22 protein-coding genes are annotated in these 24,604 nt (G+C 62.1%); 6 read left to right on the forward strand and 16 right to left on the reverse strand.

Features of this window, described 5'->3' with window-relative positions:
- The first annotated feature begins 81 nt into the window (after positions 1-81).
- Positions 82-516 (forward strand): hypothetical protein, encoded by a 435-nt coding sequence (locus tag BXA01_RS12585; protein WP_076564288.1) that lies wholly within the window; start codon positions 82-84, stop codon positions 514-516.
- A gap of 6 nt (positions 517-522) precedes the next feature.
- Here BXA01_RS12585 and BXA01_RS12590 read toward each other — a convergent pair whose 3' ends face one another.
- Genes BXA01_RS12590 through BXA01_RS12615 form a run of 6 tightly spaced genes read right to left on the reverse strand, consistent with a single transcriptional unit; the run spans position 523 to position 10,702 of the window.
- Entirely contained in the window at positions 523-1,335 is an 813-nt protein-coding gene (locus tag BXA01_RS12590) for a YfaP family protein (RefSeq protein WP_076564289.1), read from the reverse strand.
- 3 nt (positions 1,336-1,338) lie between these two features.
- Positions 1,339-2,958: a DUF2300 domain-containing protein gene (locus tag BXA01_RS12595; protein ID WP_076564290.1), complete on the reverse strand. Its 1,620-nt coding sequence runs from the start codon at positions 2,956-2,958 to the stop codon at positions 1,339-1,341.
- Between the two features lies 1 nt (position 2,959).
- Positions 2,960-7,531 (reverse strand): alpha-2-macroglobulin family protein, encoded by a 4,572-nt coding sequence (locus tag BXA01_RS12600; protein WP_076564291.1) that lies wholly within the window; start codon positions 7,529-7,531, stop codon positions 2,960-2,962.
- Entirely contained in the window at positions 7,528-8,178 is a 651-nt protein-coding gene (locus BXA01_RS12605; RefSeq protein WP_076564292.1) for a DUF1175 domain-containing protein, read from the reverse strand. Before BXA01_RS12605 ends, BXA01_RS12600 begins: the two co-directional genes overlap by 4 nt.
- A complete protein-coding gene (locus BXA01_RS12610) occupies positions 8,163-9,875 on the reverse strand; it encodes a DUF2138 domain-containing protein (protein ID WP_076564293.1) in 1,713 nt (570 codons plus the stop codon). The genes BXA01_RS12605 and BXA01_RS12610 overlap by 16 nt, the downstream gene beginning before the upstream one ends.
- A 35-nt stretch (positions 9,876-9,910) precedes the next feature.
- Entirely contained in the window at positions 9,911-10,702 is a 792-nt protein-coding gene (locus BXA01_RS12615; protein WP_076564294.1) for a YfaP family protein, read from the reverse strand.
- 278 nt (positions 10,703-10,980) lie between these two features.
- Here BXA01_RS12615 and BXA01_RS12620 point away from each other — a divergent pair, with 278 nt between their 5' ends.
- The 5 genes from BXA01_RS12620 (at position 10,981) to BXA01_RS12640 (ending at position 17,382) form a co-directional block, all read left to right on the forward strand.
- Positions 10,981-12,114: a Fic family protein gene (locus tag BXA01_RS12620; RefSeq protein WP_076564295.1), complete on the forward strand. Its 1,134-nt coding sequence runs from the start codon at positions 10,981-10,983 to the stop codon at positions 12,112-12,114.
- A 105-nt stretch (positions 12,115-12,219) separates the two neighbouring features.
- Positions 12,220-12,462, forward strand: a complete 243-nt coding sequence (locus BXA01_RS12625; protein WP_016772991.1) for an exodeoxyribonuclease VII small subunit — start codon at positions 12,220-12,222, stop codon at positions 12,460-12,462.
- Complete coding sequence (gene ispA / locus BXA01_RS12630; protein WP_056790708.1) at positions 12,459-13,346, forward strand: (2E,6E)-farnesyl diphosphate synthase; 888 nt, start codon at positions 12,459-12,461, stop codon at positions 13,344-13,346. Before BXA01_RS12625 ends, ispA begins: the two co-directional genes overlap by 4 nt.
- A 91-nt stretch (positions 13,347-13,437) precedes the next feature.
- Positions 13,438-15,336 (forward strand): 1-deoxy-D-xylulose-5-phosphate synthase, encoded by a 1,899-nt coding sequence (dxs, locus tag BXA01_RS12635; RefSeq protein WP_076564296.1) that lies wholly within the window; start codon positions 13,438-13,440, stop codon positions 15,334-15,336.
- 165 nt (positions 15,337-15,501) lie between these two features.
- The gene (locus BXA01_RS12640) at positions 15,502-17,382 is read left to right on the forward strand and encodes a TonB-dependent receptor domain-containing protein (protein ID WP_076564297.1); all 1,881 of its coding nucleotides are present in this window, start codon (positions 15,502-15,504) and stop codon (positions 17,380-17,382) included.
- Between the two features lie 137 nt (positions 17,383-17,519).
- Here BXA01_RS12640 and BXA01_RS12645 read toward each other — a convergent pair whose 3' ends face one another.
- The 10 genes from BXA01_RS12645 to BXA01_RS12690 all read right to left on the reverse strand — a co-directional run bounded on the left by BXA01_RS12645 (position 17,520) and on the right by BXA01_RS12690 (position 24,593).
- A complete protein-coding gene (locus BXA01_RS12645; RefSeq protein WP_076564298.1) occupies positions 17,520-18,320 on the reverse strand; it encodes a cobalamin-binding protein in 801 nt (266 codons plus the stop codon).
- Positions 18,320-18,739: a hypothetical protein gene (locus BXA01_RS12650; RefSeq protein WP_041477693.1), complete on the reverse strand. Its 420-nt coding sequence runs from the start codon at positions 18,737-18,739 to the stop codon at positions 18,320-18,322. The genes BXA01_RS12645 and BXA01_RS12650 overlap by 1 nt, the downstream gene beginning before the upstream one ends.
- Positions 18,736-19,353: a GTP cyclohydrolase II gene (gene ribA / locus BXA01_RS12655; RefSeq protein ID WP_024014485.1), complete on the reverse strand. Its 618-nt coding sequence runs from the start codon at positions 19,351-19,353 to the stop codon at positions 18,736-18,738. The genes BXA01_RS12650 and ribA overlap by 4 nt, the downstream gene beginning before the upstream one ends.
- 144 nt (positions 19,354-19,497) lie before the next feature.
- Positions 19,498-20,235 carry a substrate-binding periplasmic protein gene (locus tag BXA01_RS12660; protein ID WP_076564299.1) on the reverse strand — a complete coding sequence of 246 codons (738 nt, stop codon included), beginning with the start codon at positions 20,233-20,235 and terminating at the stop codon, positions 19,498-19,500.
- Between the two features lie 25 nt (positions 20,236-20,260).
- On the reverse strand, positions 20,261-20,764 hold the full coding sequence (locus tag BXA01_RS12665) for a phosphatidylglycerophosphatase A family protein (RefSeq protein ID WP_076564300.1): 504 nt from the start codon (positions 20,762-20,764) through the stop codon (positions 20,261-20,263).
- Complete coding sequence (gene thiL, locus BXA01_RS12670; protein ID WP_076564301.1) at positions 20,761-21,726, reverse strand: thiamine-phosphate kinase; 966 nt, start codon at positions 21,724-21,726, stop codon at positions 20,761-20,763. Before thiL ends, BXA01_RS12665 begins: the two co-directional genes overlap by 4 nt.
- 27 nt (positions 21,727-21,753) lie before the next feature.
- Positions 21,754-22,254 (reverse strand): transcription antitermination factor NusB, encoded by a 501-nt coding sequence (gene nusB, locus BXA01_RS12675; protein WP_024014489.1) that lies wholly within the window; start codon positions 22,252-22,254, stop codon positions 21,754-21,756.
- Positions 22,251-22,727, reverse strand: a complete 477-nt coding sequence (gene ribH, locus BXA01_RS12680; RefSeq protein WP_003228649.1) for a 6,7-dimethyl-8-ribityllumazine synthase — start codon at positions 22,725-22,727, stop codon at positions 22,251-22,253. Before ribH ends, nusB begins: the two co-directional genes overlap by 4 nt.
- 90 nt (positions 22,728-22,817) lie before the next feature.
- Positions 22,818-23,909 (reverse strand): bifunctional 3,4-dihydroxy-2-butanone-4-phosphate synthase/GTP cyclohydrolase II, encoded by a 1,092-nt coding sequence (ribBA, locus tag BXA01_RS12685; RefSeq protein WP_039761895.1) that lies wholly within the window; start codon positions 23,907-23,909, stop codon positions 22,818-22,820.
- Positions 23,910-23,930: 21 nt separating this feature from the next.
- Complete coding sequence (locus BXA01_RS12690) at positions 23,931-24,593, reverse strand: riboflavin synthase (protein ID WP_016772981.1); 663 nt, start codon at positions 24,591-24,593, stop codon at positions 23,931-23,933.
- Between the last annotated feature and the right edge of the window lie 11 nt (positions 24,594-24,604).

Here is a 24,604-nt window from a genome sequence, read left to right on the forward strand (position 1 = left end):
AAAAGGCTACGCCTCTCGCTTGGAAGGAATCAAACAAGCTGGGCACTACAGTTCCCAAGCGCTTCACAAGGAAGTTAAAACGTGCGATTTGCCCCTCGTCTCACACTGCTTGGACCGGTCATCCTGATCGCTGCGATAAGTTTCTATCTCTCAGGCTGCGTCGGTGCCATCGTGGCTTTGCCTGAGAAAACCACACTCAGAACTGACGAGTACAAAGCTCTAAGCGCTCGTTCGCTCACGCCAGCGATTACCCGAACCGCGCAATCAGCGCCTACCCGAGAATGGTGTGGCATCACGGTTTGGGCGTTGATCATTCCTGTTCCGCTCAAATTGCCCGTGTGTACTTCGTACTCCGAGCAGTCCTTTGGCAGTGACGAGTCCGGCAATGAAATTGTTTTGCTCTATTCAAAACAAACGGTGCCGTCGCCGTTCTACGCCTGCGGGCCGTTCATGATGCTGGGGCCGATCGTGCATGGTTATCAGGGCAATGCGCTTTGCGGCGTTTTTCCTGATTAGCCGGATTCACGGATAACTGAACGACTTCACCAGCGTCAATTCCCCCGCCGTCCGCATCGGCACTACAAACGTCTCCATCTTCTCGCTCGGCGTGCCTTCTTCAGTAATCACCGTCACCTGCGCCGTGGTCAGCGCCTGAACAGCTTCATCCCCACCTTCGTCATCTCCGCGATATCCGCCGCCGTAATAATTCACATACACCAGATACTGCCCCTTGATCGGCGCGGGCATGGCGGCGATTTCCGGGCCGTAGCCGGTGGTGACGTCGACGTCGAGGGCGGCGCCGTTGGGTGCGACGCGGTTGCCGTACCATATGTGGGCGCCGTCGGGGGTGACGAGGTGCAGGTCGAGGTCGGTGCCGTCGCTGTCCCAGGCCAGCAGCACGCGCAATTTGGCCGGGGTGGCGCCGCCGCGGGCGTTGAGGAATTGCGTGCGGTGGCGTTGCTGGCCGTCGGCGCTGCGCACTTCGACGCTGTTGCTGCCGTTGGGGAAGGAGAACGGGCGATCGAAGCCGCCGGTTGGGTCGATTTTCAGTGGCATGCTGACGCCGTTGACGATCAGGCGGCCGGGTTCGTTGTTTTTCGGCACGGCTTTGATCTGGCCGCTGATTCTCGCGGTATTGGCCTGGCCAAGCGGTGTGTTGACCGACGAGGCCGGGTAGTTGACGGTCTGGCGAAAGCTCTCGCCCTCGCCTTGCGGTGCGCCGCTGCGCCAGCCGCCGACCGGGGTGTCGAGTTTGACGCCATCGGCGGCGAACGCTTGCGGCAGTAAGTTGAGGGCACAGAGCAGCAGCAAGACCTGTGGATAACGGAGTGTCATGGTCTATTCCAGCAAAAGGTGACGGGCCAGCCCTTCGATGTAGGTTTCATCCTGGCCGTTGGGGTGTGCTTCGAAGGCCAGGTGCAGATATTCGTGGGCCAGATCGAGGCGATCCTGCAGGGTCAGCACGCCGCGCACATAAATGCGCTGACGCTCGCGGTCGACGAAGGGCCGGCCGAAGGCGAGTTTGCACACGGCGAAAGTGCTGACTTCGTTGTAGCCGGTTTCGCTTTCAAGCCTCGGACGCCAGCCGCGCCGCTGCTTCTGCAGCCAGTCTTGCGCGGCGGGTAATGCTTCGCAGGAGGCGACCGGGTTGTCCCAGCGGCTGAGGCTGGCGCGTGGATAGGCGTGCAGCAGAATCGCGTCGTAGCGCTGGCCGGCATTCGCTTGCTCGACGGCTTGCTGCCAGGCGAGTTTGTCTGGGCCCGGCTGGTCGGAGTGATAGGTGACGGTGCTGCCGGCCAGTACCAGATCCGCCGTCCACGCCGCGATGTTGCGTGACTCGGCCGAGGCTGGACGCGGGGCGACGCGCTGGCGATTGCTGCTATCGTCGATGCTCAGGCAGTCGCCGTTGCGTCTGGCGTTTTGCAGCAGATAAGTGCGGATCGCTACGGCCAGCGCCTTGGCGGCTTCGGCGGGTTGCGGTTTGGCTTCGCGCTCAAGAACGCGGGCTACATATTCTTCGCGATCAAGCCTTGCGACGAGTTTGTCGTTGAGCAGAAACAATTCGCCATCGCTGTGGATGTCAAGCGCGTTGCCGTTGGCGAATTCGACGCGGTAGTCGCCGCGCAATGGCCCGGACGTGGCAACACGATCTCCGGCCAGAACTTTCGACACCGGGTATTTCGAGAACAGCCCGACTTCCACACAACGTCCTGCGTCCGCTGGCCACGCCGTCGGCAATACGCTGGCCAACGCTTGGCCGTAATGACGCAGGACCATCTGACTGGTGCCGCGCCCGCCCGCCCAGATCGGCGCGCCATCGGTGGTCCAGCCAGCGAATCCACCTTGCCGCGATAGTGCGTCCTGGTCGCCGAGCCAGCTCCAGGTTTTCACCCGCAAACGCCCGCCCAACTCGCCGACGACATTGCCGTCCGCCGCGTTCAGCACGACATCGAGCAACACGCGACGCATCTGATCCTGCGCTGGCAGCAACGCCAGAACGCCCAATAACTCGGCAACCGAAACCCTTGTTGCCGGTTGCACGGCTGGCAAATCCAGCAACCACGACGGCGCCTGCCGCGCCTGCCAATACTCACGCCAATCCGTCGCTGCAATGCCCAACCGCGCCGGTTCGAAATACAGACCGCAGGACTTCACCAGTGCCTGATCCCGCTCGATCTTGCCGCCCGCCGAGCAGCAATAAACTTCTTCATTGGACTGCCCGCGACATTCATAAGCCGGTTCCCGTGCACCGGTATCCACCAGCCACGCGTAGACGAACAACTTCCACAGACTGCCCAGCGGCGCATCCAGCGACACTGGCAACGGTTCGCGCTTGATCAGTTGCGTCTGACTCAACGACAACAACTCACCCTGATAGGCCACGCGCAACGGCTCATCCTGCGCTGTCGCCAGCGCAGGCATCACGCACATCAGCAGCCACAACAGCGGCCGGGGCATGTCAGTTGACCGTGACCTGACCGAGGGCGGCTTTCGCCTCCTGGGCCTGATGCTGCGGTGCATACACCTGCTTGAAGCGTACCGGCGGCAGGTTGAACTGGCCCTTCTGCGAGAAGCGCACCAGATGGCGCAGGCGCAACTCACCGCTCAATGCATCGACCGGCACCGCGTAAGCCAACTGACCCGGTTCGAAACGCGCCTTCTCCAGCGCGGTCGGCTCGGTGCCGTCCTTGCCCTGCAATTTGATGCCCCACGTCGTGCGCTCGACATCCGCGCCCGGTGGCAGCGGCACTTCAAGCATGCCGTAGCGCAGCGGTTTCGGTGCCTTGCTGGTGAGGATCACCTCATCCAGGTACAGGCTGTCGCTGGACAGCGGTTTAGTGCCGACCGGCTCGAGTTTGAAGGTGAACGCTTCGTCGCCCGGCACCAGCCGCGACAGGCGCCGGGTGATGGTCACGGCCATCGGATCGACCTGCGGCTGTTGCGTCTGGAAGCTCAAAGCTGCACGCAGCGGCCGCTCTTGCGTGCCGGACACGCTCAGCACATTCGGCAACGGCGTCGCGCCTTGCCATATCCAGTACATCTCGCCGCTGGCGCCGTAGTTTTTCTTCCAGCCCTCACCCGGCATCAGCGCGATGGTCGGCGAAGCCTGAGCGATGCTGCGTTGCAGCCAGGTCAGCGCCAGTGCACGTTCCAGCGTCGATTGCTGCGGCAACAGGCGTTGCAACAACGCCGTCGCACGGGCCTGATCAAACGGTTGCAGCGACAGGTTCAGTGCTTCGACGAAGGGCTGCGAGCTGACCGCCAGACGTTGTTGCGCTGCGCCCAGTTGCCGATTGAACGCCTCCGGCAAAGCAACTTTCGCCTGCGTCGCCAACGATGCAGTGAGTACCCGCGCCGCCGCTAGACCCAGCGCCGAATCCGGGTCGTTCATCACCAGACTGTCCTGGCCGTCGTCGAGCAAGGTTTCGGCAGCGCCTTCACCGGCCTTGACCAGATCCTCAATCAAACCGCTGAGCAGCGTGTTCACTGGCAGCTGCATCTGTTTGGCGAACGACAGAATCAGCGCCCGCTGCAGCAATGGCGTATTCGGCGCTTGCTTGGCGTACACCTCGAGTACGCGCTGCCAGTGCTCCGGCGGCAGGCTCAGGTCGAGTACGCGGCTGGCATTCCAGTCAGCGTAATAGGCATAGGCGGTGAGAAATGCATCCGGCTCGCCGTCGTAGCCCCACCAGGTGAAACTCGCCGACGGCCCGGCCATTTGCACCAGACGCAGGCGGCTGTTCTGCATGATCAGACGCAAGCGATCGCGAATCTGCGGGTTCGAGGCCAGCGACGGATAAGCGATGCTCAATGGCAACAAGCGACTGGCGGTCTGCTCGACGCCGCCGTACGGGTAGCTCAGCAGATCATCGAGGGCGGAACGGAACAGCGCTTGGGGACTGTCGTCCAGACGCAGGCGAATATCCGTAGCATCCGCCGGTAAACTCAATGGCGTATCGCCGCTGACCACGTCGAGGCTTTGTGTCTGGGTAACCTGCCAACCTTCTCCGGTTGCACTCAAGCGCACAGCCAGGGCATCGGCGACTTTGCCGTCCTGCACCAGCTCCGCTGTCCACTCGCCAGAGGCCAGGGCAAACGCCGGCAGCGGCAAGTAATTGATGCCGCTGTTCAGGGTCACCGGCAGACGTTGTTCGGTGCCGGCATAGTGAGTCACCAGTTCAGCCTTGACCGTTTTTTCGGCCTGACTGAACGCAAACACGCCAAGCTGCGGCTGATCGCCTTTGCGGAATTTGCTCGGCCCGCTCCACTTCAGGTACAGCGGTTTTTCCGAGCGTACAAACTGCTTCTTCTGCCCGACCTGACCGTCATCGGCAATCGCCCGCGCGGTGATGCGCCAGCGGGTCAGCGAGTCCGGCATCTTGAAGGTGAAGCGGGTTTTGCCGTCGGCGCCGGTCAACAACTCCGGCTGCCATGCAGCGGTGTCGACGTCTTCACGGCGCGGACGCTCAAGCACTTTCACGCCGCGCTCGCTGCGATTGGCCTTGCCCGGTGCGCCGGGGCTGCCCGGCAATGCCACGTCGTAGCTGATGAACGACAGGCTGGCACTGGTACGCACGTTGTTGCGCCGCGGGTGATAGAAGAACTGGTCGATGCTCGGCGCGACTTCCGGTTGCAGCGCGTAGACCATTTCGTCGACCACGCTGACCGTCAGATGCGCCGGAACCGCTTTGCCGGCGAACTGCGTGGTGAGGTCGACCGTGACCGTATCGCCCGGCAGGTACACCGCTTTGTCGGTGCTGATCGCCACGTCGATTTGCGGCGCGACCACTTTGATCCCGGCGTTCTGGAAACTGTACTGACCGCCCTTGGTGTAGAGCACGGAGAAGGTCAGGTTCGGCGCGAAGTTATTCTTCACCGCAATGCGCGCGCGGTATTGGGTGTCGCTGAGTTTTTCCAGCTTCAACCAGTCAGCGCCCTTGGCCAGCAGCGCAGTGGCCTCGACCTTGTCGCGCTCCAGCGACAGCAGTGCATCGCTGACCGGCTCAGGGAAGGTAATCAGCGCCAGCGCTTCTTCGCCCGCCTTGTACTCGGGTTTGTCGAGGACGATTTCCACTGTGCCCGGCACCGCTTTCACACCGTCGCCGGTGACCGAATGGCCGGTGGCGCCGAGGACGCGACCGTGTTGATCTTTCAAGGTCAGGTTGTAAGTGCCCGGGCGTTCGAAGGCCATGCTGAAGCCTTTGTCATTCGCCGCGAGTTTGCCTTCGCCGGTGCTCTGATCTTCCAGGCGCACCCAGGCGTAGCTGCTCGGTACGGCTTTGCTTTGTTCGGTGCCGCCCTCGTTGGCGTAGCTGAAGGCAACCTTGTCACCGACCGCGCTGAAACGCTGCGGCGCACTCAAGCGGAAACTCGCCGCGCCACGGTCGATGAGGATTTCCTTGGTGGTCTTGACCCGATACGCCGCGCCGTCGCTGGCGAACACGGTGAGCATGTAGCGGCTCGGTTTATCGGCTGCCGGCAAATCGAGGGTCGCGTTGCCCTTGCTGTCGGTGGTCAGTTCGGTGCTGGTCAGCTCCACCGGAAATTGCCCGAGGTATTGCAGCTCGTTGTCGACCATGGACAGTTGCTGGGCGCGCAGGCTCAGGCTCAATTTGGCATTGGCCACCGGTTTGCCGTCGGGGTAGAGCAGCACCAGACTGCCTTTCACCGGCTCACCGGTGCGGTAATCCTGCTTGGCCAGATTCAGCGAGATCTCGAAGTGCGGCTTGATGTACTCAGCCACACGAAAGGCGCTGCTGTAGGCCTGCTCCTTGTAGTTGAAACGGATCTCGTAACCACCGGCCACGGCGTTATCCGGCAACTGGAAACGGCCCTGGGTACCTGCTTTCGAATCAAGCTTCAGATCGAGGGTCTGCAGTTCGGTCCCCGTGGCATCAAGCACGCTGACACTGACATCCGCCGCGCCCGGCAGAACCGAATCCCGGGCATTCTTGAACTCGCGACCGACGATTTTCAACGACACCCAATCGCCCGGACGATACAGCGGCCGGTCGGTGAAGGCATACAGTTTGGTGTCGTAGATTTCGCTGTCGTAGTAGAAGTTTTCCGAGACGAACACGCCGCCCTCTTCGTCCTCGCCGATGACGAACGAACGCTCCGGGCTGACGTGTTTCAGGCGCAGCAGACCGTCGGCATCGGTAGCACCGCTGCTCATCACGCCGAGGCCATCGGTCCACAGCACATTGACCTTCGGCACCGAGCTGCCCTCGTGTTTGCGCGCGGCCCAGACCAGCAGTTCATCACCGGCAATCTTGCTCACCGCGACGGTGTTGGAGACGAAAACCATGGTGGTCGCGCGGTACTTGCCGATCAGCGCTTCGACCAGATACAGCCCAGGCTTCAGGTTGCCCAACGGGATGTAAACGTTGCCCGGTGCGACGCTGACAAAGTCGCTGGACGAGCCGGCCAGATTGACCCCGGCCGGTGGTTGGATCGGCTTGGCCTGCCACAGTGGATAACGGAACTGGCTGACCACCGGCAGACCCGGGATCAGCGCGAATTGCGGCTGCGCGTCGTACGGCGTCGGCGCGGCCATGGCCTCCCCCATTTTCAGCTCCGGCACTTCTTCGGTGACCTGCTTGCGCGACTCGTAGGAGAACGCACGCTGCATCACCCGGCGGGATTTGCGATACCAGTTGTCCCACAGATACGCGAGGGTGTTGGACAGACCTTCGCCCTTGAACTGGCCGTCGCTGACGACGCGATGCAGGTTCTTCTGGCGCTTGAGGAAATCCAGCGGCTTGTCGATGCGATACACGCGAATGTCGGCGCCGCCGTACGGTTCCATGCGAAAGCGCCGGTAGTCACGACCCGGGGCTTCGAGGCGGACCATCGCCGGCTCGTCGCTGGCAAAACTGCTGTCGGCAAGCAGGAAGAAACTCTCACCGGCCACCGGCGTGTAATTGCTCGGTTCCACCGAGTCTTCGGCGTTGACGCAGGAAAACGGCAGCAACAACGCCAACAGCAAAGAAATTCGCGAACAGATACGCAACATGCGGGCACCGGTCATTGGGAGAGAAAGTTCAGTCGATAGACGCCGATGAAGTTGGGGTTGGCTGCGTCGGGTATCCATCGGGTGTCCTTCCATGTCATGAGTTGCTGCAGGCTTGCCGAACGCATGCCGTTGTCAGTGGGGGTGGTGGTGCCGGTGTGATAGGCGATGTAGCGGCCCATCCAGATCATCAGGTGCTGATCGTCGCCCTGATCGAAAAACATCAGGTCGCCGGGCCGCGCCTGCGCCACATCGCGGCCGACCAGGTGGCTGTTGAACTGAATCAGTTTGATCGCGTTGACGTACGGCCCGACCTTGCCGTCGCCCTGCTGCCACTGTTGCGCGAGCTTGCGTTGCGCGTTGCTCAGGGTCAGTTCCGGCGGCAGATAGCGATTGGACAGACCATTGCTGCGCAGCCATTTGTCGTCGTGGACTTTCAGCGCTTCGTTGGCGGCAAAGCGCACCAGGCCGGCGCAGTCCTGCTGATACCAGCGCGGGCTTGGGCCTTGGCTCAATTGCTCTTGAGCAATACGCACAAACCAGGCGCGAAACACTTGGGATTGCGCCGGGTCGAGCGCTGGCGCTTCAACCGCACGGGCGCCTGCGCTCAGCAGCAAAGCAAGCAAGCCGAGGCTGCGGATCAGTGCGCTCACAACGCCTTCCATTCCAGCGGCAGCCATTGCCAGTGGCCGTCCGGCTCACTGCCTTCGGGCAGGGTCAGGGCATATTTGCCGTAGCCGCCGAGGGTGCGCAGTTTCGGCATCAGGTAGGTTTGCGCAGCGTTATAAAACACCGGCTCCATGTCCTGCGGCAGGCTGTCGAGGGTTTCGCGCTGCATCAGTTGCGCCATCGCGTCCGGGCCGAAGTAGATCGGCATCAGTACGTCTTTTGGCAAAACGTCCGCCATCGGCGGGAAGCGCTTGTCGAGGGTGCCGAGGGCTTTATCGACGAGTTTGTCGTCGAGGGAAAACAGCAGCGTCGAGCCATGACGGGCGAGGCTGACTTTCATGAACGCCTTGCCGGAAATCGCCTCCGGGTTCTCGGCGGTCTTCGCCGCGTACGGCCCGAAACTGGAACTGACCTGACGCTGCCAGACGTGGCTCTGGCCTTCCTGCTTGTCGATCACCGGGAATACGCTTTCGGCGACATTGGCTTCGAACGCGCCGACCATCGAGCCGAACAACTTGCCCAGATCACCATCAAGCTTGCTGCTGTCCTCGTCTTTGAGGCTGGCGACCAGCAGTGGCGTGTACAGCCGCGAATCGGCGTACCAGCACAGGCCAGCCGCGCCAGCGACGTGTTCGGTCAGCGTTTGCGCAACAGCTTCATCGGCACCGAGTTTGATCAATATCGGCTTCTGCGGCTCGGCCGCCACCGGCAGGGCCACGCAAGCGCTCGCCCCCAGCGGCATCGCTTGCCAGACCGGTTTGAAGTCGAAGTCCGGCTGGTTTTCCAGCTCATCCATGGCCAGATAGCTGTGCCAGCCCTTGTCGTCCATGTCGAAACGCAGCCCGGCGAAATTCGGGATGAAGCGCTGATAGCCCATCGCGAGGACGCTGGAATTGACCGACAGACGCTGCTTGGTTTCCGGGCTTTTCGCCGGCAAGCCGAACGCTTCGGGGAAGAGTTTTTCGCCGTTGAGCAACGCCGCCAGCGCTTGCGCGGAAACGCGGCCCGACTCCTCCGAGACGCCGCTCTCGGGGTCGTAGTACTTGGCTGGATTGGACAACACCACCAGTTTGTCGCCGCGCGACGCGAACAGCAGTGATTTGCTGGCGTTGTAGCTGAGTTGATACAGCGGCACGTCATCGCCGCCGACTTTGAGAGTGCCGAAGATGCTGAGCTGAGTGTCATCCAGCGCCACTTTCGCCAACGGCTCGAGCAGCTTGGCCAATCCGCCGCGATCCATCACCAGCAGGAAATCCTTCAAGCGGCCATCGGCGCCACGCCACAGCGCAACATCGGCCGGTTGATCGAAAAGCTGCTCGATCAGGCTGTCCTGCAACTTCAGGTCATGCTCGTAGATGATCCGGCGCAGGCTGCCGATCAGGCCGAGGCGGTCGGCGTGAGTTTCGTAATAGAAGACGAAATCCTCGGTGAGCGTGGCCTTGAGAAACGGCACCGTCAGGAGGTCCTTGGGCAACTGGCTCAGCGAGCGAGTTTCGAGCAAGGCGTCTGGACGGCCGAGGCCGAGCTTGTCACTGGCAAGTGTCGCCGGCGGCGCTTTGGGCTTGAGCAGCAGCCAGCCGAAACCGCCCGCCACACCGGCCACCAGGCACAGGCCGAGCAATACCAGCGGCCAGCGCCGCGAAGGTTTGGCCGCCGGTGTCGCGGCAGCTGGAGTCACAGTGTTATCGCTCATGTTCACAACATCCGAGTTCATCCGTGGCGGGATGCTTAATAGTTGAAAGTCTTGACCAGCAGCAGATCACCGATCGCCCGCAGGGGCACGATGAAGGTTTCGCGTTTTTCGTCGACGGTGTTTTCGTTGAGCACCAGGGTGATCTGCGAGGTGATCACCTCGTTCTGATTACTGGTTTGCTCGAAGTTATAGCCACCATCGCCGTAGTTGCCCCAGTAGTTGACGTAGACCAGATACGTGCCGTGCAGCGGCGCGGTCATGGTGAACATTTCCGGGCCGGGGCCGTCGACACCATCCGGGTCAAGGCCGCCGCCATTGCTCAGCGCCGGCCGCGCCCAAAAGGCATGCTGACCGTCGGGGGTGACTATATGCAGATCCAGCTCGGCTTTCGGGTCGTCCCATCCCAAGACAAGACGAATCTTCGCCGGCGTGCGCAGATTATTTGCTTCATAAAATTGCACGCGCTTAAGCGACTGGCCTTCGGCGCTGATCACTTCGACGCTGTTGGAGCCGGCGCCAAATGCGTAGGGCCGGGCGAAACGCCCCTGATCATCGGTGTACAGATTCAATGGATTGCCGTTGACGGCGAGGCTGTGCGGCGGACGCATGTGGCCGAGGGCTTTGAGCTGGCCCTGGATCATCGTGCGATTGCGCTGGATGCCGCGATCGATCGGCGGCGTCGGGTAAGCGACCTGCGGATTTTCCGAGCGATCGAGCAAGCCGTGATAACGCCAGCCGCCGACCGGCTCGGACAATTGCGCAGTCGGCGCGGCCCACAGCACAGGCGCGCAGGCGAAGCCGATCAGCAGCAAAAGAAATGAACGCATGTGACGCCTCCTGCCATGCCTTGAACGAAACCTTGCACCCGATCCTCGGTACTTCACAGCGGTGAACTGCGTTTCGTCTGAATGCCCCGCAACTGTCGGGGCCGTATAAGCCGCGAAGAGTAGCGATTCGGCAGTTTTTTAACAATCGGATACATGTGTGATTGCTGTAGGAATCGCGCCATCCGGGTAGACGATGAGCCGAATAGCCGGCATATTCGGCTCACCGAATGAGCCGAATAGCGTTTTTATTCGGCTCACGCTTCTACGACAGGTGATCAATGACCGCGCACTGGATCTGGCAACAACCGGATTGGCCCGACTTCAACTGGCAAGCAGAGCGCCTCGCCCCGCTGCTGCGCGAGTGCGTGCAGACGCAGGGCCGACTCTTGGGAATGGCCGGCTCAGTGGGCGATTCGATGAGCGCACAGAGCGAGCTCGATGCGTTGCTTCAGAACATCGTCACCTCCTCCGCCATCGAAGGTGAGCAACTGAATGTCGGCTCCGTGCGTTCTTCTCTGGCCCGGCGCCTGGGTCTGGAATGGGTTGATCGCGATAGCGTCAGCCAGCGTAGCGAGGGCTTGGCGCAATTGATGCTCGATGCCACCCATGGCTTCGACGAGCCGCTGACCCTGGCACGATTGCTGGAATGGCACACCTGGCTTTTCCCCGCCGAGGAAGCGATGTTGAGCGCGCGGCCAATACTCGTCGGTACCTTGCGCGGCGACGAACCGATGCAGGTGGTGTCCGGACGACTCGACCGGCCAACGGTTCACTTTGAGGCGCCACCGCGCCAACGGCTGGAACAGCAAATAGAGCGTTTTTTGAGCTGGTTCGAAGCCAGCCGCGATCAGGTTTCGCTGGATCCGCTGTTACGCGCTGGCATCGCGCATTTCTGGTTTGTCACTCTGCACCCTTTCGACGACGGCAACGGGCGTCTGACCCGCACCATCACCGATCTGGCGCTGGCTCAAGGCGAAGCGCAGGCGATCCGCTTCTATGCGATGTCCGCAAGCATTCTCGAGGATCGCGCCGGTTATTACCGGATTCTGGAGTCGAGCCAAAAGGCCACGCTCGATATCACCGAATGGCTGACCTGGTTTTTGCAGACACTGCTGCGCAGCCTGCAGCAAGCCATCACCCGTATAGATTCGGTGTTGGGCAAGACGCGCTTCTGGCAGGCGCACCGCGAGTCCGACCTTTCAGCGGAGCAGATCAAAGTGCTCAATCGCTTGCTCGATGGCGGTGAGCGCGGTTTCGAACAGGGCCTCAACGCAGGGCAATATCAAGCGGTTGCGAAAGTTTCCAAAGCCACCGCGACGCGGCATCTGGCGGAGTTGCTGGACAAGGGCTGCCTGCAACGCCTGCCGGGCGGCGGACGCAGTACGCGTTACAAAATCAGCTATCCGGATTGACTCGCCGACCGTTATGGAGAGGCTTGGCGACGGCCCGCTCATTTGCCCATACCCCCCCTATCTGCTAGTGTCGCGCCGGTTTAACGTCTACCGGAAATTGCCGCCATGGCCCGCAAAAAAGCTGCACTGGATTTCGAACAATCCCTCGCCGACCTGCAAACACTGGTCGAGCGTCTGGAGAACGGTGAATTGTCGCTGGAAGACTCGCTGACCGCTTTCGAGCAGGGCATCGGTCTGACCCGTGACTGCCAGGCGGCGCTGGCCCAGGCCGAGCAGAAAGTGCAGGTGCTGCTGGAGCGCGATGGCGAGCTCGCCGAGGAACCCTTCGACGCGGATGAGCCAGAATGATCGCGGCATATTCGGCGAGCAGTCAGGCCCGGGTCAACGCGGCGCTGGAGACGCTGTTCAACGCGCCGCTGCCGGAACTGGCGCGGCTCTACGAAGCGATGCGCTACAGCGTGATGAACGGCGGCAAACGCGTGCGCCCGTTGCTGGCTTACGCGGCGTGCGAAGCCCTCGGTGGCCAGGCTGAACAGGCCAGCGGCGCGGCCTGTGCGGTCGAGTTGATCCACGCCTACTCGCTGGTGCATGACGATTTGCCGGCGATGGACGATGACGATCTGCGTCGCGGCCAGCCGACCACCCACAAGAAATTCGACGAAGCCTGCGCGATCCTTGCCGGTGACGGCTTGCAGAGCCTGGCCTTCAGCGCCCTGCTCGACCCGCGCCTGAGCGATTGCAGCAGCGAAATCCGTCTGCAGATGGTCACGGCGCTGGCCCACGCAGCCGGTCCGGCGGGCATGGTCGGTGGCCAGGCCATCGACCTCGGCTCGGTCGGTCTCAAGCTCGATCAAACGGCCCTCGAGCAGATGCACCGACACAAGACCGGCGCGCTGATTGAAGTCAGCGTCAAGCTTGGTGCCCTGGCCAGCGGCCGCGCCCAACCCGATCAGCTACAGGCCCTGCAGACTTATGCACAGGCCATCGGCCTGGCCTTTCAGGTGCAGGACGACATCCTCGACGTGGAAAGCGATACCGCTACCCTCGGCAAACGTCAGGGCGCCGACATTGCCCGGGACAAACCGACCTACCCGGCCCTGCTCGGCCTCGACGCTGCCAAGGCCTACGCTCTGGAACTGCGCGATCAGGCCCTGCAGGCGCTGCGACCGTTTGACGCGGCCGCCGAGCCGTTGCGCGAGCTGGCGCGGTATATCGTCGAGCGACGCAACTGACGGCGTATCGGCCAAAAAAGACCAACGCGTGGGCAGGGGGCGATGCATCAGGTAAACTGCCGCATCTTTTATACCTATAACGATTCGCCTGATGCCCACGACGTTTCATGAGATTCCCCGCAAGCGCCCGACCACGCCCCTGCTCGACCGCGCGAACACGCCGGACGGCCTGCGCCGGTTAGGCGAAGCCGAGCTGGAAACCCTGGCCGATGAGTTGCGCCTGGAATTGCTCTACACGGTCGGCCAGACCGGTGGGCATTTCGGTGCCGGCCTGGGCGTGATCGAGCTGACTATCGCGCTGCATTACGTCTTCGACACCCCGGACGACCGTCTGCTGTGGGACGTCGGGCATCAGGCGTATCCGCACAAGATCCTCACCGGTCGCCGCGAGCGCATGGCCAGCCTGCGTCAGAAGGACGGCATTGCCGCATTCCCGCGCCGCTCCGAGAGCGAGTACGACACCTTCGGCGTCGGCCACTCCAGCACCTCGATCAGCGCTGCGCTGGGCATGGCCATTGCTGCCCGCCTGCAGGACAGCGATCGCAAGGCCATCGCCGTGATCGGCGACGGCGCGCTGACCGCCGGCATGGCTTTCGAGGCGCTGAACCATGCGCCTGAAGTCAACGCCAACATGCTGGTGATCCTCAACGACAACGATATGTCGATCTCGCGCAACGTCGGCGGGTTGTCGAATTATCTGGCGAAGATCCTTTCCAGTCGCACCTACGCGAGCATGCGCGAGGGCAGCAAGAAAGTCCTTTCGCGCCTGCCCGGCGCTTGGGAAATCGCCCGTCGCACCGAAGAATATGCCAAGGGCATGCTGGTTCCCGGCACCCTTTTCGAAGAGCTGGGCTGGAACTACATCGGCCCGATCGACGGCCACGATCTGCCAACCTTGATCGCAACCCTGCGCAACATGCGCGATCTCAAAGGCCCGCAGTTCCTGCACATCGTCACCAAGAAAGGCAAAGGCTTCGCCCCGGCGGAAGTCGACCCGATCGGCTACCACGCCATCACCAAACTAGAACCTCTGGACGCCCCCGCCGCTGCGCCGAAAGCCGCCAGCGGGCCAAAGTATTCGGCGGTCTTCGGCGAGTGGCTGTGCGACATGGCGGCGGCTGACGCTCGTCTGGTCGGGATCACCCCGGCGATGAAGGAAGGCTCGGATCTGGTGGCGTTCAGCGAGCGTTTCCCGGAGCGTTATTTCGACGTGGCGATTGCCGAGCAGCACGCGGTAACGTTCGCCGCCGGCATGGCCTGCGAAGGCGCGAAACCGGTGGTGGCGATCTACTCGACGTTCCTGCAACGCGGTTACGACCAATTGGTGCACGACGTCGCCGTGCAGAACCTCGACGTGCTGTTCGCCATCGACCGCGCCGGTCTGGTCGGCGAAGACGGCCCGACCCACGCTGGCAGCTACGACCTTTCGTACCTGCGCTGCATCCCGGGCATGCTCATCATGACCCCGAGCGATGAAAACGAATTGCGCAAAATGCTCACCACCGGCCATCTCTACAATGGCCCGGCGGCAGTGCGTTACCCACGCGGCAGCGGCCCGAATGCAGTCATCGAAAAAGATCTCGAAGCGATCGAAATCGGCAAGGGCATCGTCCGTCGTCAGGGCAGCAAGGTCGCCATGCTGGTGTTCGGCGTGCAACTGAGCGAAGCCTTGAAAGTTGCCGAGAAGCTCGACGCCACCGTGGTCGACATGCGTTTCGTCAAACCGCTGGATGAAGCGCTGGTGCGCGAGATCGCCGGTGGCCACGAGTTGCTGGTGACCATCGAAGAGAACGCGATCATGGGCGGCGCCGGTGGCGCGGTCAGCGAATTCCTCGCCCGCGAGAACATCCTCAAGTCGATGCTGCATCTGGGCTTGCCGGATATCTATGTCGAGCATGCGAAACCGGCGCAGATGCTCGCCGAGTGCGGGCTGGATGAGGCCGGGATCGAAGCGTCGGTTCGCCAGCGCCTGGCATTGCTCGCCCGCTAACTCGCTGAACACACAATACCTGTGGGAGCGGGCTTGCCCGCGAAGGCGTCGGCACAGTCAACCTCGATGTTGAATGTACCGGCCTCTTCGCGGGCAAGCCCGCTCCCATAGTGTTTTGTGGAAGCATAAAATTTGTGTACATCTGCAATTTCTCACGGACCACCGATGAACCTCCGCCTCGCCCTGCCCTTCCTCCTGCTGCCAACCGCCAGCGCCCTTGCCGATACATTCGAACGCGATCAGGCGCTGAAGCTGCCGGACACGCTGATCAGCGCCAATCGTCAGGTCGAGGCGCGCAACGACAGCAGCGCCGCCAACACCGTTTTCACCCGCGAAGACATTGATCGCCTGCAACCCAGCGACGTGCCCGATCTACTGCGGCGCGTGCCCGGCGTGCAAGTGGCGCAGACCGGCGGGCGCGGCAGTCTGCCGGGGATCTACATTCGCGGCACGCAATCGGCGCAGAGTCTGGTGCTGGTCGATGGCCAGCGCATCGGCAATTCGACTTCCGGCGACAGCAACCTGCAGCATCTGAACATCGAGCAGATCGAGCGCGTCGAAGTGCTGCGTGGTTCACGCTCGGTGATTTACGGCAGCGATGCAATCGGCGGGGTGATCCAGATTTTCACCCGGCGCGGCACTGGGCAAGGCTTGCAGCCACGCCTGCACTTCGGCTTCGGCAGCCAACAGAGTTGGCAGCGCAGCCTCGGTTTGTCCGGCGGTGACGACAAAACCCGTTTCAACCTCGGCGCCAGCCTCGACGAAAGCGCCGGGATCGACCGCACCCACGACTCGTTTCCAAGCGATGGCGATCATGACGCCTACCGCAACAAATCCCTGAGCCTGAGCCTCAGCCACGCACTGACCGATGACGTCGAAGTCGGCGCCAATCTGCTGGATAACCGTGGCAGGAGCGAATTCGACAACCCGTTCGGCCGCTTCGACATAGACACGTTTGAGTCGGTGCAACAGCAGCCGTACAGCGACTTCAATGTCAGCAGCGTGAGCAGTTACGTCGATGCCCGGGTCAACGAAACCTGGAAAACCCGCGTCGAATTCGGCCACAGCGAAAACCGCGAGAAGACTTTCGACAAGCTCAGTGACGAGCGCACGGTGTTCAACACCTATCGCGACTCGGTGAACTGGCAGAACGACCTGGCGCTGGACGCGCGCAACAGCCTGATTCTGGGCGGCGACTGGTATGAAGACCGGGTCAACAGCAGCACTGCGTTTGACGAGGACAGCCGCTGGAATCGCGCCGCGTTCATCCAGCATCGCTACCAGGCCGACAGCTTTTCTACCGAGATCGGCCTGCGCCACGACGACAACCAGCAGTTCGGCAGCCAGAACACCTGGAGCGGCACCTTCACACTGCCGCTGAACCCGGACAACGACGTGCTGCTGAGCTACAGCGAAGGGTTCCGCGCGCCGACCTTCAACGACCTGTACTACCCGGATTTCAGCAATCCCGACCTGAAACCGGAAACTTCGAAAAGCTACGAACTGCAATGGCGCAGCCAGTTGAGCGACAGCGCGCGGCTGGAAGCCTCGATTTACCGTACCGACCTGGAAGACGCGATCATCTTCGGCAGCAACTCCCGCCCGCAGAACGTTGCGTCAGCGCGCATCAACGGTTTTGAAGCAGCGTTGAAGCAGGAGCTGTTTGGCTGGCAGAGCAATCTCGGCGTGGCGATCATTGACCCACGTGATCGCGATACCGGGCATACGCTGGCGCGACGGGCGCGGCGCACGGCCAGTTGGGATCTGGATCGGCAGTTCGATCGCTTGGGTGTGGGCGCCAGTTGGCAATTGGTCAGTGGCAGTTACGACGACTTGAACAACACCCAGTCGCTTGGCGGCTACGGCACACTCGGGCTGCGCAGCAGTTGGGCGCTGAACCGTGAGATCAAGCTGGATCTGAAGGTGGATAACTTGCTGGACAAGGGCTACAGCCGGGCGAATTACAGCTATGACGGCGCGCAGTATGGCTATCGCGAGGAAGGTCGGGCGTGGATGTTCGGGGTGACGTGGACCCCTGAACTCTGAGCTGAGATTTGTATTGGCTGGCTGGCCTCTTCGCGAGCAGGCTCGCTCCCACAGTAGACTGAGTGCAGCCACACAGTTTGTTTTCAACGCAAATCCAGTGTGGGAGCGAGCCTGCTCGCGAATACAGGCGATGCGGTCTACCGATCCGGCGCGATCAATTGGCAGAGTTTGGCGGTCGCACTGATCATCTGACCACTGGGCCTTTCCAGACCTTTGTCACTGACCAGCAACAACCGCCCCTGCCTGACCGCCGCCACCTGCGGCCAGGCCTTCCACGCCCCTAGCTGGGCCTGGTCACCGGCGACAATCACTTCGGGATCACGCTGCAATACCGCCTCGATACTCACCTGCGGTGCCGGCAGATTCAGCTCGGCAAACACATTGCGCGCACCGCACACTTCAAGCGCATCGCTGATGATCTGCCCGCCACCGACGGTGTATAGCGGTTTGTCCCAGACTTGATAGAAAACCCGCAGCGGTTCGTCACGGCTATAACGCTGGCGCAGATCATTCAGTTGCTCGCGCAATTCGGCCGCTCGTTTCGCCCCACGTTCTGGACGCCCGAGCTGTTTGCTGATCGCTTCAATTTGCGTCGCCAGTTGCGTCAACGTATGCGGCTCGGCGACGAAGGTTGGAATGTTCAGGCGCTTGAGCTGATCACGCTGCCCGGCGCCGACGCTGCCGGGCCAGAGCAGCAGCAAATCCGGTTTCAGGCTTAGCAAGCGCTCCATATCGAGCTGGCCGTAGCGGCCCACTGATGGAACATCGGCAATGGCTGCCGGCCGCTCGCCCGCATCCAGCACGCCGACCAACAGGTCGGCAGAGCCCAGTTCAACGACGATTTCAGACAGCGAGGGGGCGAGGCTGACCACCCGCAATGCAGCCAGCACCGGGCTGCTCAGAACGAGCAGCACAACCGCCAGCCACAGGCGAGGCATCAACCGAGTTGACGCGGAATACGATAGAGGTAGAACAGCACGGCGGTGGACAGCGCCAGCAGCATCAACGGCACGGCTTCGAGGCCGACGAACACCGCCAGTGCGCCAATCCAGGCCGGCAGGGACGCTACCAGCAACGCCGTACGCCGACGCGCCGCAAGGGCAATCCAGGCGGCGGGTTCTTCGGCGGTATCGAGGGCTTTTTGCGTGGCGATCAACGCGTGTTTGTAGCGGGCGAAATACTTGAGGCTGACAAACATCGAGGCGACGCCAGCGATGAACAAAGGCATCGCCAGCACTGGCAACAGGCCCTGGCCTTCACCGAACAGCGCGTTGAGCACGAACAGCGGCAACAGCGCCAGCGCCAGGTATTGCCACCAGGCCACCGCCAACCGCCGCCGCACCTGGCCGCGGGTCACGCGCGGTCGACCTCGCCCTGGTGCTCGTTGCCCATCATGTGGTCGAGCTTGCTGGCCTTGGTCGCCAGATAGAGTTTGTTGTGCGGATTGTGCCCGGTGTGCAGCGGCACGCGCTCGGCGACGACGATGCCCATGTCGGTCAGCGCTTTGACCTTGCGCGGGTTGTTGGTCATCAGGCGCAGGGATTTCACGCCCAGATGTTCGAGCATCGGCAGGCACATGGCGTAGTCGCGCTGATCGGCAGCAAAGCCCAGACGCTCGTTGGCTTCCACGGTGTCGGCGCCGCCGTCCTGCAATTCGTAGGCGCGTATCTTGTTCAGCAGCCCGATGCCGCGCCCTTCCTGACGCAGATACAGCAGCACGCCACGGCCTTCGCGGGCAATCGCCTGCAACGCGGCTTCCAGTTGCGAGCCGCAGTCGCAACGCTGGCTGAACAAGGCATCGCCGGTCAGGCATTCGGAATGCAGGCGACCGAGTACCGGGGCGCCATCGGCAATTTCACCGAGGCTCAGCACGACGTGCTCACGCCCGGTGCTCTCATCGAGAAAGCCGTGCATGGTGAATTGCGCAAAAGGCGTTGGCAGCTTGGAAGCGGCGACGAAGACGACAGGCACCGATGTGCTCCTGATCTAGAAGACTGAAAATTCGCAGGCGGGCATTGTAACAGCAGGTTCCTGTGGACGCTTAGGCTGAATTATCGGGCATAACCATCAAAAAGTTTGATGACAGCTGCCATGCGCTCCCACAGGACATTGTGATCATTTTGGATCAAACGGATACGGCTGCTGCCACCTCTCAAAGACCGGCTTCAACTCCCCGCTCTTGACCAGTTCCGCCATGCGCCGGTCATACAGCGCCATTAACGCGCGAGCCTGTGGGGTATCGGCGAAACCGAGAAACAGCGGCAACTCAGCCAGATGCGAATAGCGGTACTGCGCTGGATCTGCAGCATCGCGCACGACCGCTTCAATCTCGGTCAGCGCATCGATGTAGTAATCCGCCCGGCCCTGCTTGAGCATCAGCAGAATGCCGGTACGTCGTTCGATCTGGTTGAAGCGCTGGATGTTCGGCAAGTAGTTCTCGTAGCGGTAGCCGCGCACCCAGGCCAGACGATATTTGCCCAGGGTCGCCTGGGTCGGCCGCGGGCTGCTGGCCAGGCCCAGCGCGTAGATGTGATCAGAATCGAACTTCGATTGCGGGTACAGCACGTGCTCGGCTTCGTCGCGGTAGGAGCCGACCAGCGCGTCGACTTCCTTCAACTGCACTAGCCCGATCGAACGGGTGTACGGCACCGTGCGGATATCCAGCTTGACCCCGGCCGGCTCGAAGACTTTGCGCAACACGTCCCAGGCCAGACCATGGCCGTCAGCGGCGGTGTAATCCTCCCAGTCTTCGCTGGCCAGATGGATCACCGCAGGCACAGGCGCGGCGGCCTGCGCGTGGGCGAACGTGCCCAGCAGAGCCAGAAGCAGCAGCGCCAACCCGCGTCGCAGCATTGCGTGTTTCCTCACGTGAGTCGAATCAGGCGAATACCCAGACCAGCCCTTGCATCGCCAGCCAGGCGAACACACCGGCCAGCACGTCGTCGAGCATGATGCCGACGCCGCCATGCACGTGCTTGTCGATCCAGCGGATCGGCCACGGCTTGAGAATATCGAAGAAGCGGAACACCAGAAAACCCACGAGCAACCAGTACCAGCCTTCCGGCACCAGCCACAGGGTGATCCACATGCCGACCATTTCGTCCCAGACGATGCCTTCGTGGTCGTGCACGCGCAAATCGTCAGCGACTTTGCCGCACAGCCAGAAGCCGAACAGCATGGTGATGCCGAGCATCAGCCAGTAGCCCCAATCGGGCAGCATCTGCCACAACGGAATGAACGGCAGCGCCACCAGCGAGCCCCACGTGCCCGGCGCTTTTGGCAAGGTGCCGGAGCCGAAGCCGAACGCGAGGAAATGCCACGGATTGCGCCAGACCGAGGGAGGCACGAATTCGGCAGGGACCTGTTTCGGGTGATCTGTCACGGTGTCTCCTGAAAATGTTGGTAGCCGCGAATCTGCGGAGTGATGTCGCGTCGGTCGCGGTCCAGCAGCGCCACGCCCTGGCCCGGCAGCACTCGCCCGATCACATGGATCGGCCAGCCGTCGGCCAGCAGTGCCGGCAACTCGGCGGACGGCAAGGTGAAGGCCAGTACGTAGTCATCACCACCGCTCAATGCCGCGCGCTCGGCACCGCGCTGGCCGAGAAACGCGACTAAAGCATCCGACAACGGTACACGCTCGCGTTCAATCTCAAGTCGCACCTTCGACGCCAGCGCGATATGCCCGCAATCGGCGAGCAGGCCATCGGAGATGTCCAGCGCCGCCGTAGCCTTGCCGCGCAGGGCCTGACCGAGGGCCAGTTGCGGCTGCGGCGACCAGTAATGCTCGAGCAGCGGCTGGGCGATATGCGCTTCGGCATCACGTTGGGCCAATACCAGCGGCAAGGCGCCGGCGGCATTGCCCAGTTCGCCGCCGACGCAGAGCAGATCACCGGCCTGCGCACCGCTGCGGGTCAAGGCCTGGCCAGCGGGTACGCGGCCGAACACGGTGACCGTCAGGCTCAACGGTCCGCGCGTGGTGTCGCCGCCGACCAGTGCGACGCCGCAGCTTTGCGCCATGCGGTTCAGACCACGGGCATAGGCTTGCAGCCAATCGGCGGTTACCGTCGGCAATGTCAGGGCAAGGGTGAAGGCAACGGGCGCGGCGCCCATGGCGGCCAGGTCACTGACCGCGACGGCCAGCGAGCGCTGACCGAGCAGAAACGGATCGCAGGGGTCGGCGAAATGCACACCGGCCACCAGCGTATCGGTGGAAACCGCCAGCAGTTCCCCAACGGGAACTGCCAGCAAGGCGCAGTCGTCGCCGATCCCCAGAGCAACGCCTTCGCCGCCCTGCGCACAAGGCGCGGCGGCGAAGAAATTGCGGATCAGCTCAAACTCGCCCATGGCCGAGAAAAAGTATTCAAGCGCCGATCAGCGCTTGAACGCCTTCACTTCAGCTTCACGCAGGCGCGGGGCCAGCTTGTCGAGCACACCGTTGACGAACTTGTGGCCGTCGGTCGAACCGAACACCTTGGCCAGTTCGATACCTTCGTTGATCACAACGCGGTACGGCACGTCGACGCGCTTGAGCAGTTCCCAGGTCGACAGGCGCAGAACCGCCAGTTCAACCGGGTCGAGCTCTTCGATCGCCAGATCCAGGCAAGGCGTCAGGGCAGTGTCGATTTCGGTCTTGAACTGCGGAACCCCGTGAAGGATTTCACGGAAGTAGGCGCCGTCGACATCGGTGAAATCGTTATCAACGCGAAACTGCGCTTCGATCTCGTTCAGCGATTGCCGGGCCATGTGCCACTGGTACAGCGCTTGAGTCGCGAGCTGACGGGCTTCGCGACGCTTGGCGCTCTTCGACGGCTTGCCGGCATCCGCGGGTTTCGGATCGCGCGGGTTGAAACGATCGCTTTCGTCGCTAATCACTTGGCCTCCAACTGTGCCAGCAGGCTGACCATTTCCAGAGCGGACAGGGCAGCTTCGGCACCTTTGTTACCGGCCTTGGTGCCGGAACGTTCGATGGCTTGTTCGATGGAATCAACGGTCAGCACACCGAACGCAACCGGTACGCCGAATTCCATGGAGACCTGGGCCAGGCCTTTGGTGCACTCGCCAGCCACGTATTCGAAGTGCGGAGTACCGCCACGAATGACCGCGCCGAGGGCGATGATCGCTGCGAACTCGCCTTTCTGGGCGACTTTCTGCGCAACCAGCGGGATTTCGAAGGCGCCCGGTGCGCGGATGATGGTGATGTCGCTTTCGCTCACGCCGTGGCGAACCAGGGCATCAACGGCACCGCTGACCAGGCTTTCAACCACGAAGCTGTTGAAGCGGCCCACTACCAGAGCGTAGCGGCCTTTAGGGGCGATGAAGGTACCTTCGATGGTCTTCAGGGTCATTCGTCAGTTCTCTTAAAGAGCCGGGACGCGTCTGCTACGCGTCCCTCAGTGATTATTTGCCGCGAATCGGAGTCCGGAAACAGCCGGTCATTATTCGGAGGGCACGTATTCTACAACTTCCAGATCGAAACCGGATATCGCATTGAACTTCATTGGTGCCGACATCAAGCGCATTTTGCGCACGCCGAGGTCACGCAGGATCTGCGAACCGGCACCGACAATGCTGTAAGTGGTCGGTTTTTTCGGCGCTGCCTGCTCACCGGTTTCACGGATATGCGCCAGCAGCACGTCGCCATCGAGCGGGTGACCGAGCAGCAGCACCACACCGCTGCCAGCCTCGGCGACCGCAGCCATGGCGGCGCGCAGGCTCCAGCGGCCCGGTTGCTTGACCATCAGCAGGTCGCGCAGCGGGTCCATGTTGTGCACGCGAACCAGCGTCGGCTCCTCAGCGCAGACAGTGCCCAGCGTCAGGGCCATGTGCACGTCGCCTTCCACCGAATCACGATAGGTCACCAGGTTGAATTGGCCCAGTTCGCTGTCCAGCGGCTGCTCGGCAATCCGCTGAACGGTACGTTCGTGGATCATCCGGTAGTGAATCAGGTCGGCGATGGTGCCGATCTTGATGTTGTGTTCAGCGGCGAAAGCTTCGAGTTCAGCGCGACGGGACATGGTGCCGTCGTCGTTCATCACTTCGCAGATCACCCCGCTCGGCTCGAAACCGGCCATGCGCGCCAGGTCGCAAGCGGCTTCGGTGTGGCCGGCGCGAGCGAGGGTGCCGCCGGCCTGGGCCATCAGCGGGAAAATGTGACCCGGGCTGACGATGTCTTCAGCCTTGGCGTCTTTGGCGGCTGCCGCTTGCACGGTGCGCGCGCGATCGGCGGCGGAGATGCCGGTGGTCACGCCTTCGGCGGCTTCGATCGAAACGGTGAACTTGGTGCCGAAACCGGAACCGTTGCGCGGCGCCATCAGCGGCAGCTTCAACAGTTCGCAGCGCTCGCGGCTCATCGGCATGCAGATCAGGCCACGGGCGTGCTTGGCCATGAAGTTGATGTGTTCGGCCTGGCAGCATTCGGCGGCCATGATCAGGTCGCCTTCATTCTCGCGGTCTTCGTCATCCATGAGGATGACCATCTTGCCTTGGCGGATGTCTTCAACCAGTTCTTCGATGCTATTGAGCGCCACAAGGCACCCCCTTCTTTTGAATTATTTGAGGTAGCCGTTTTGGGCCAGAAAGCTTTCGGTGATGGTGCTGCCGGCGGTCTTTTCTGCAGCCTTGTCACCCAGCAGCAGACGCTCCAGATAACGCGCCAGCAGGTCGACTTCCAGATTCACCCGGCGGCCCGGCTTGTATGAAGCCATGATGGTTTCGCTGAGGGTGTGCGGAATGATCGTCAGCATGAATTCGGCGCCATCGACTTCGTTCACGGTCAGGCTGGTGCCGTCGACGGTGATCGAGCCTTTGTGGGCGATGTACTTGGCCAGCTCTTTCGGCGCGCGGATGCGAAATTCAACGGCGCGGGCATTGTCGCTGCGCGAGACCACTTCACCGACGCCATCGACGTGACCGCTGACCAGATGCCCGCCGAGGCGAGTGGTCGGGGTCAGGGCTTTTTCCAGATTGACCGGACTGCCGCTTTTCAGGTCATTCATGGCGGTGCAATCGAGGGTTTCACGGCTGACGTCGGCGGCAAAGCCGTCGCCCGGCAACTCGACGGCGGTCAGGCAAACGCCGTTGACCGCGATGCTGTCGCCGAGTTTGACGTCACTCAGATCGAGCTTGCCGGTTGCGACGTGCACCCGTACATCACCGCCCTTTGGGGTCAGTGCGCGGATACTGCCGATGGATTCGATGATGCCGGTGAACATGGGGTTCTCCT

It is taken from the genome of Pseudomonas sp. B10 (genome assembly GCF_900156235.1).
Classification (GTDB): domain Bacteria; phylum Pseudomonadota; class Gammaproteobacteria; order Pseudomonadales; family Pseudomonadaceae; genus Aquipseudomonas; species Aquipseudomonas siliginis.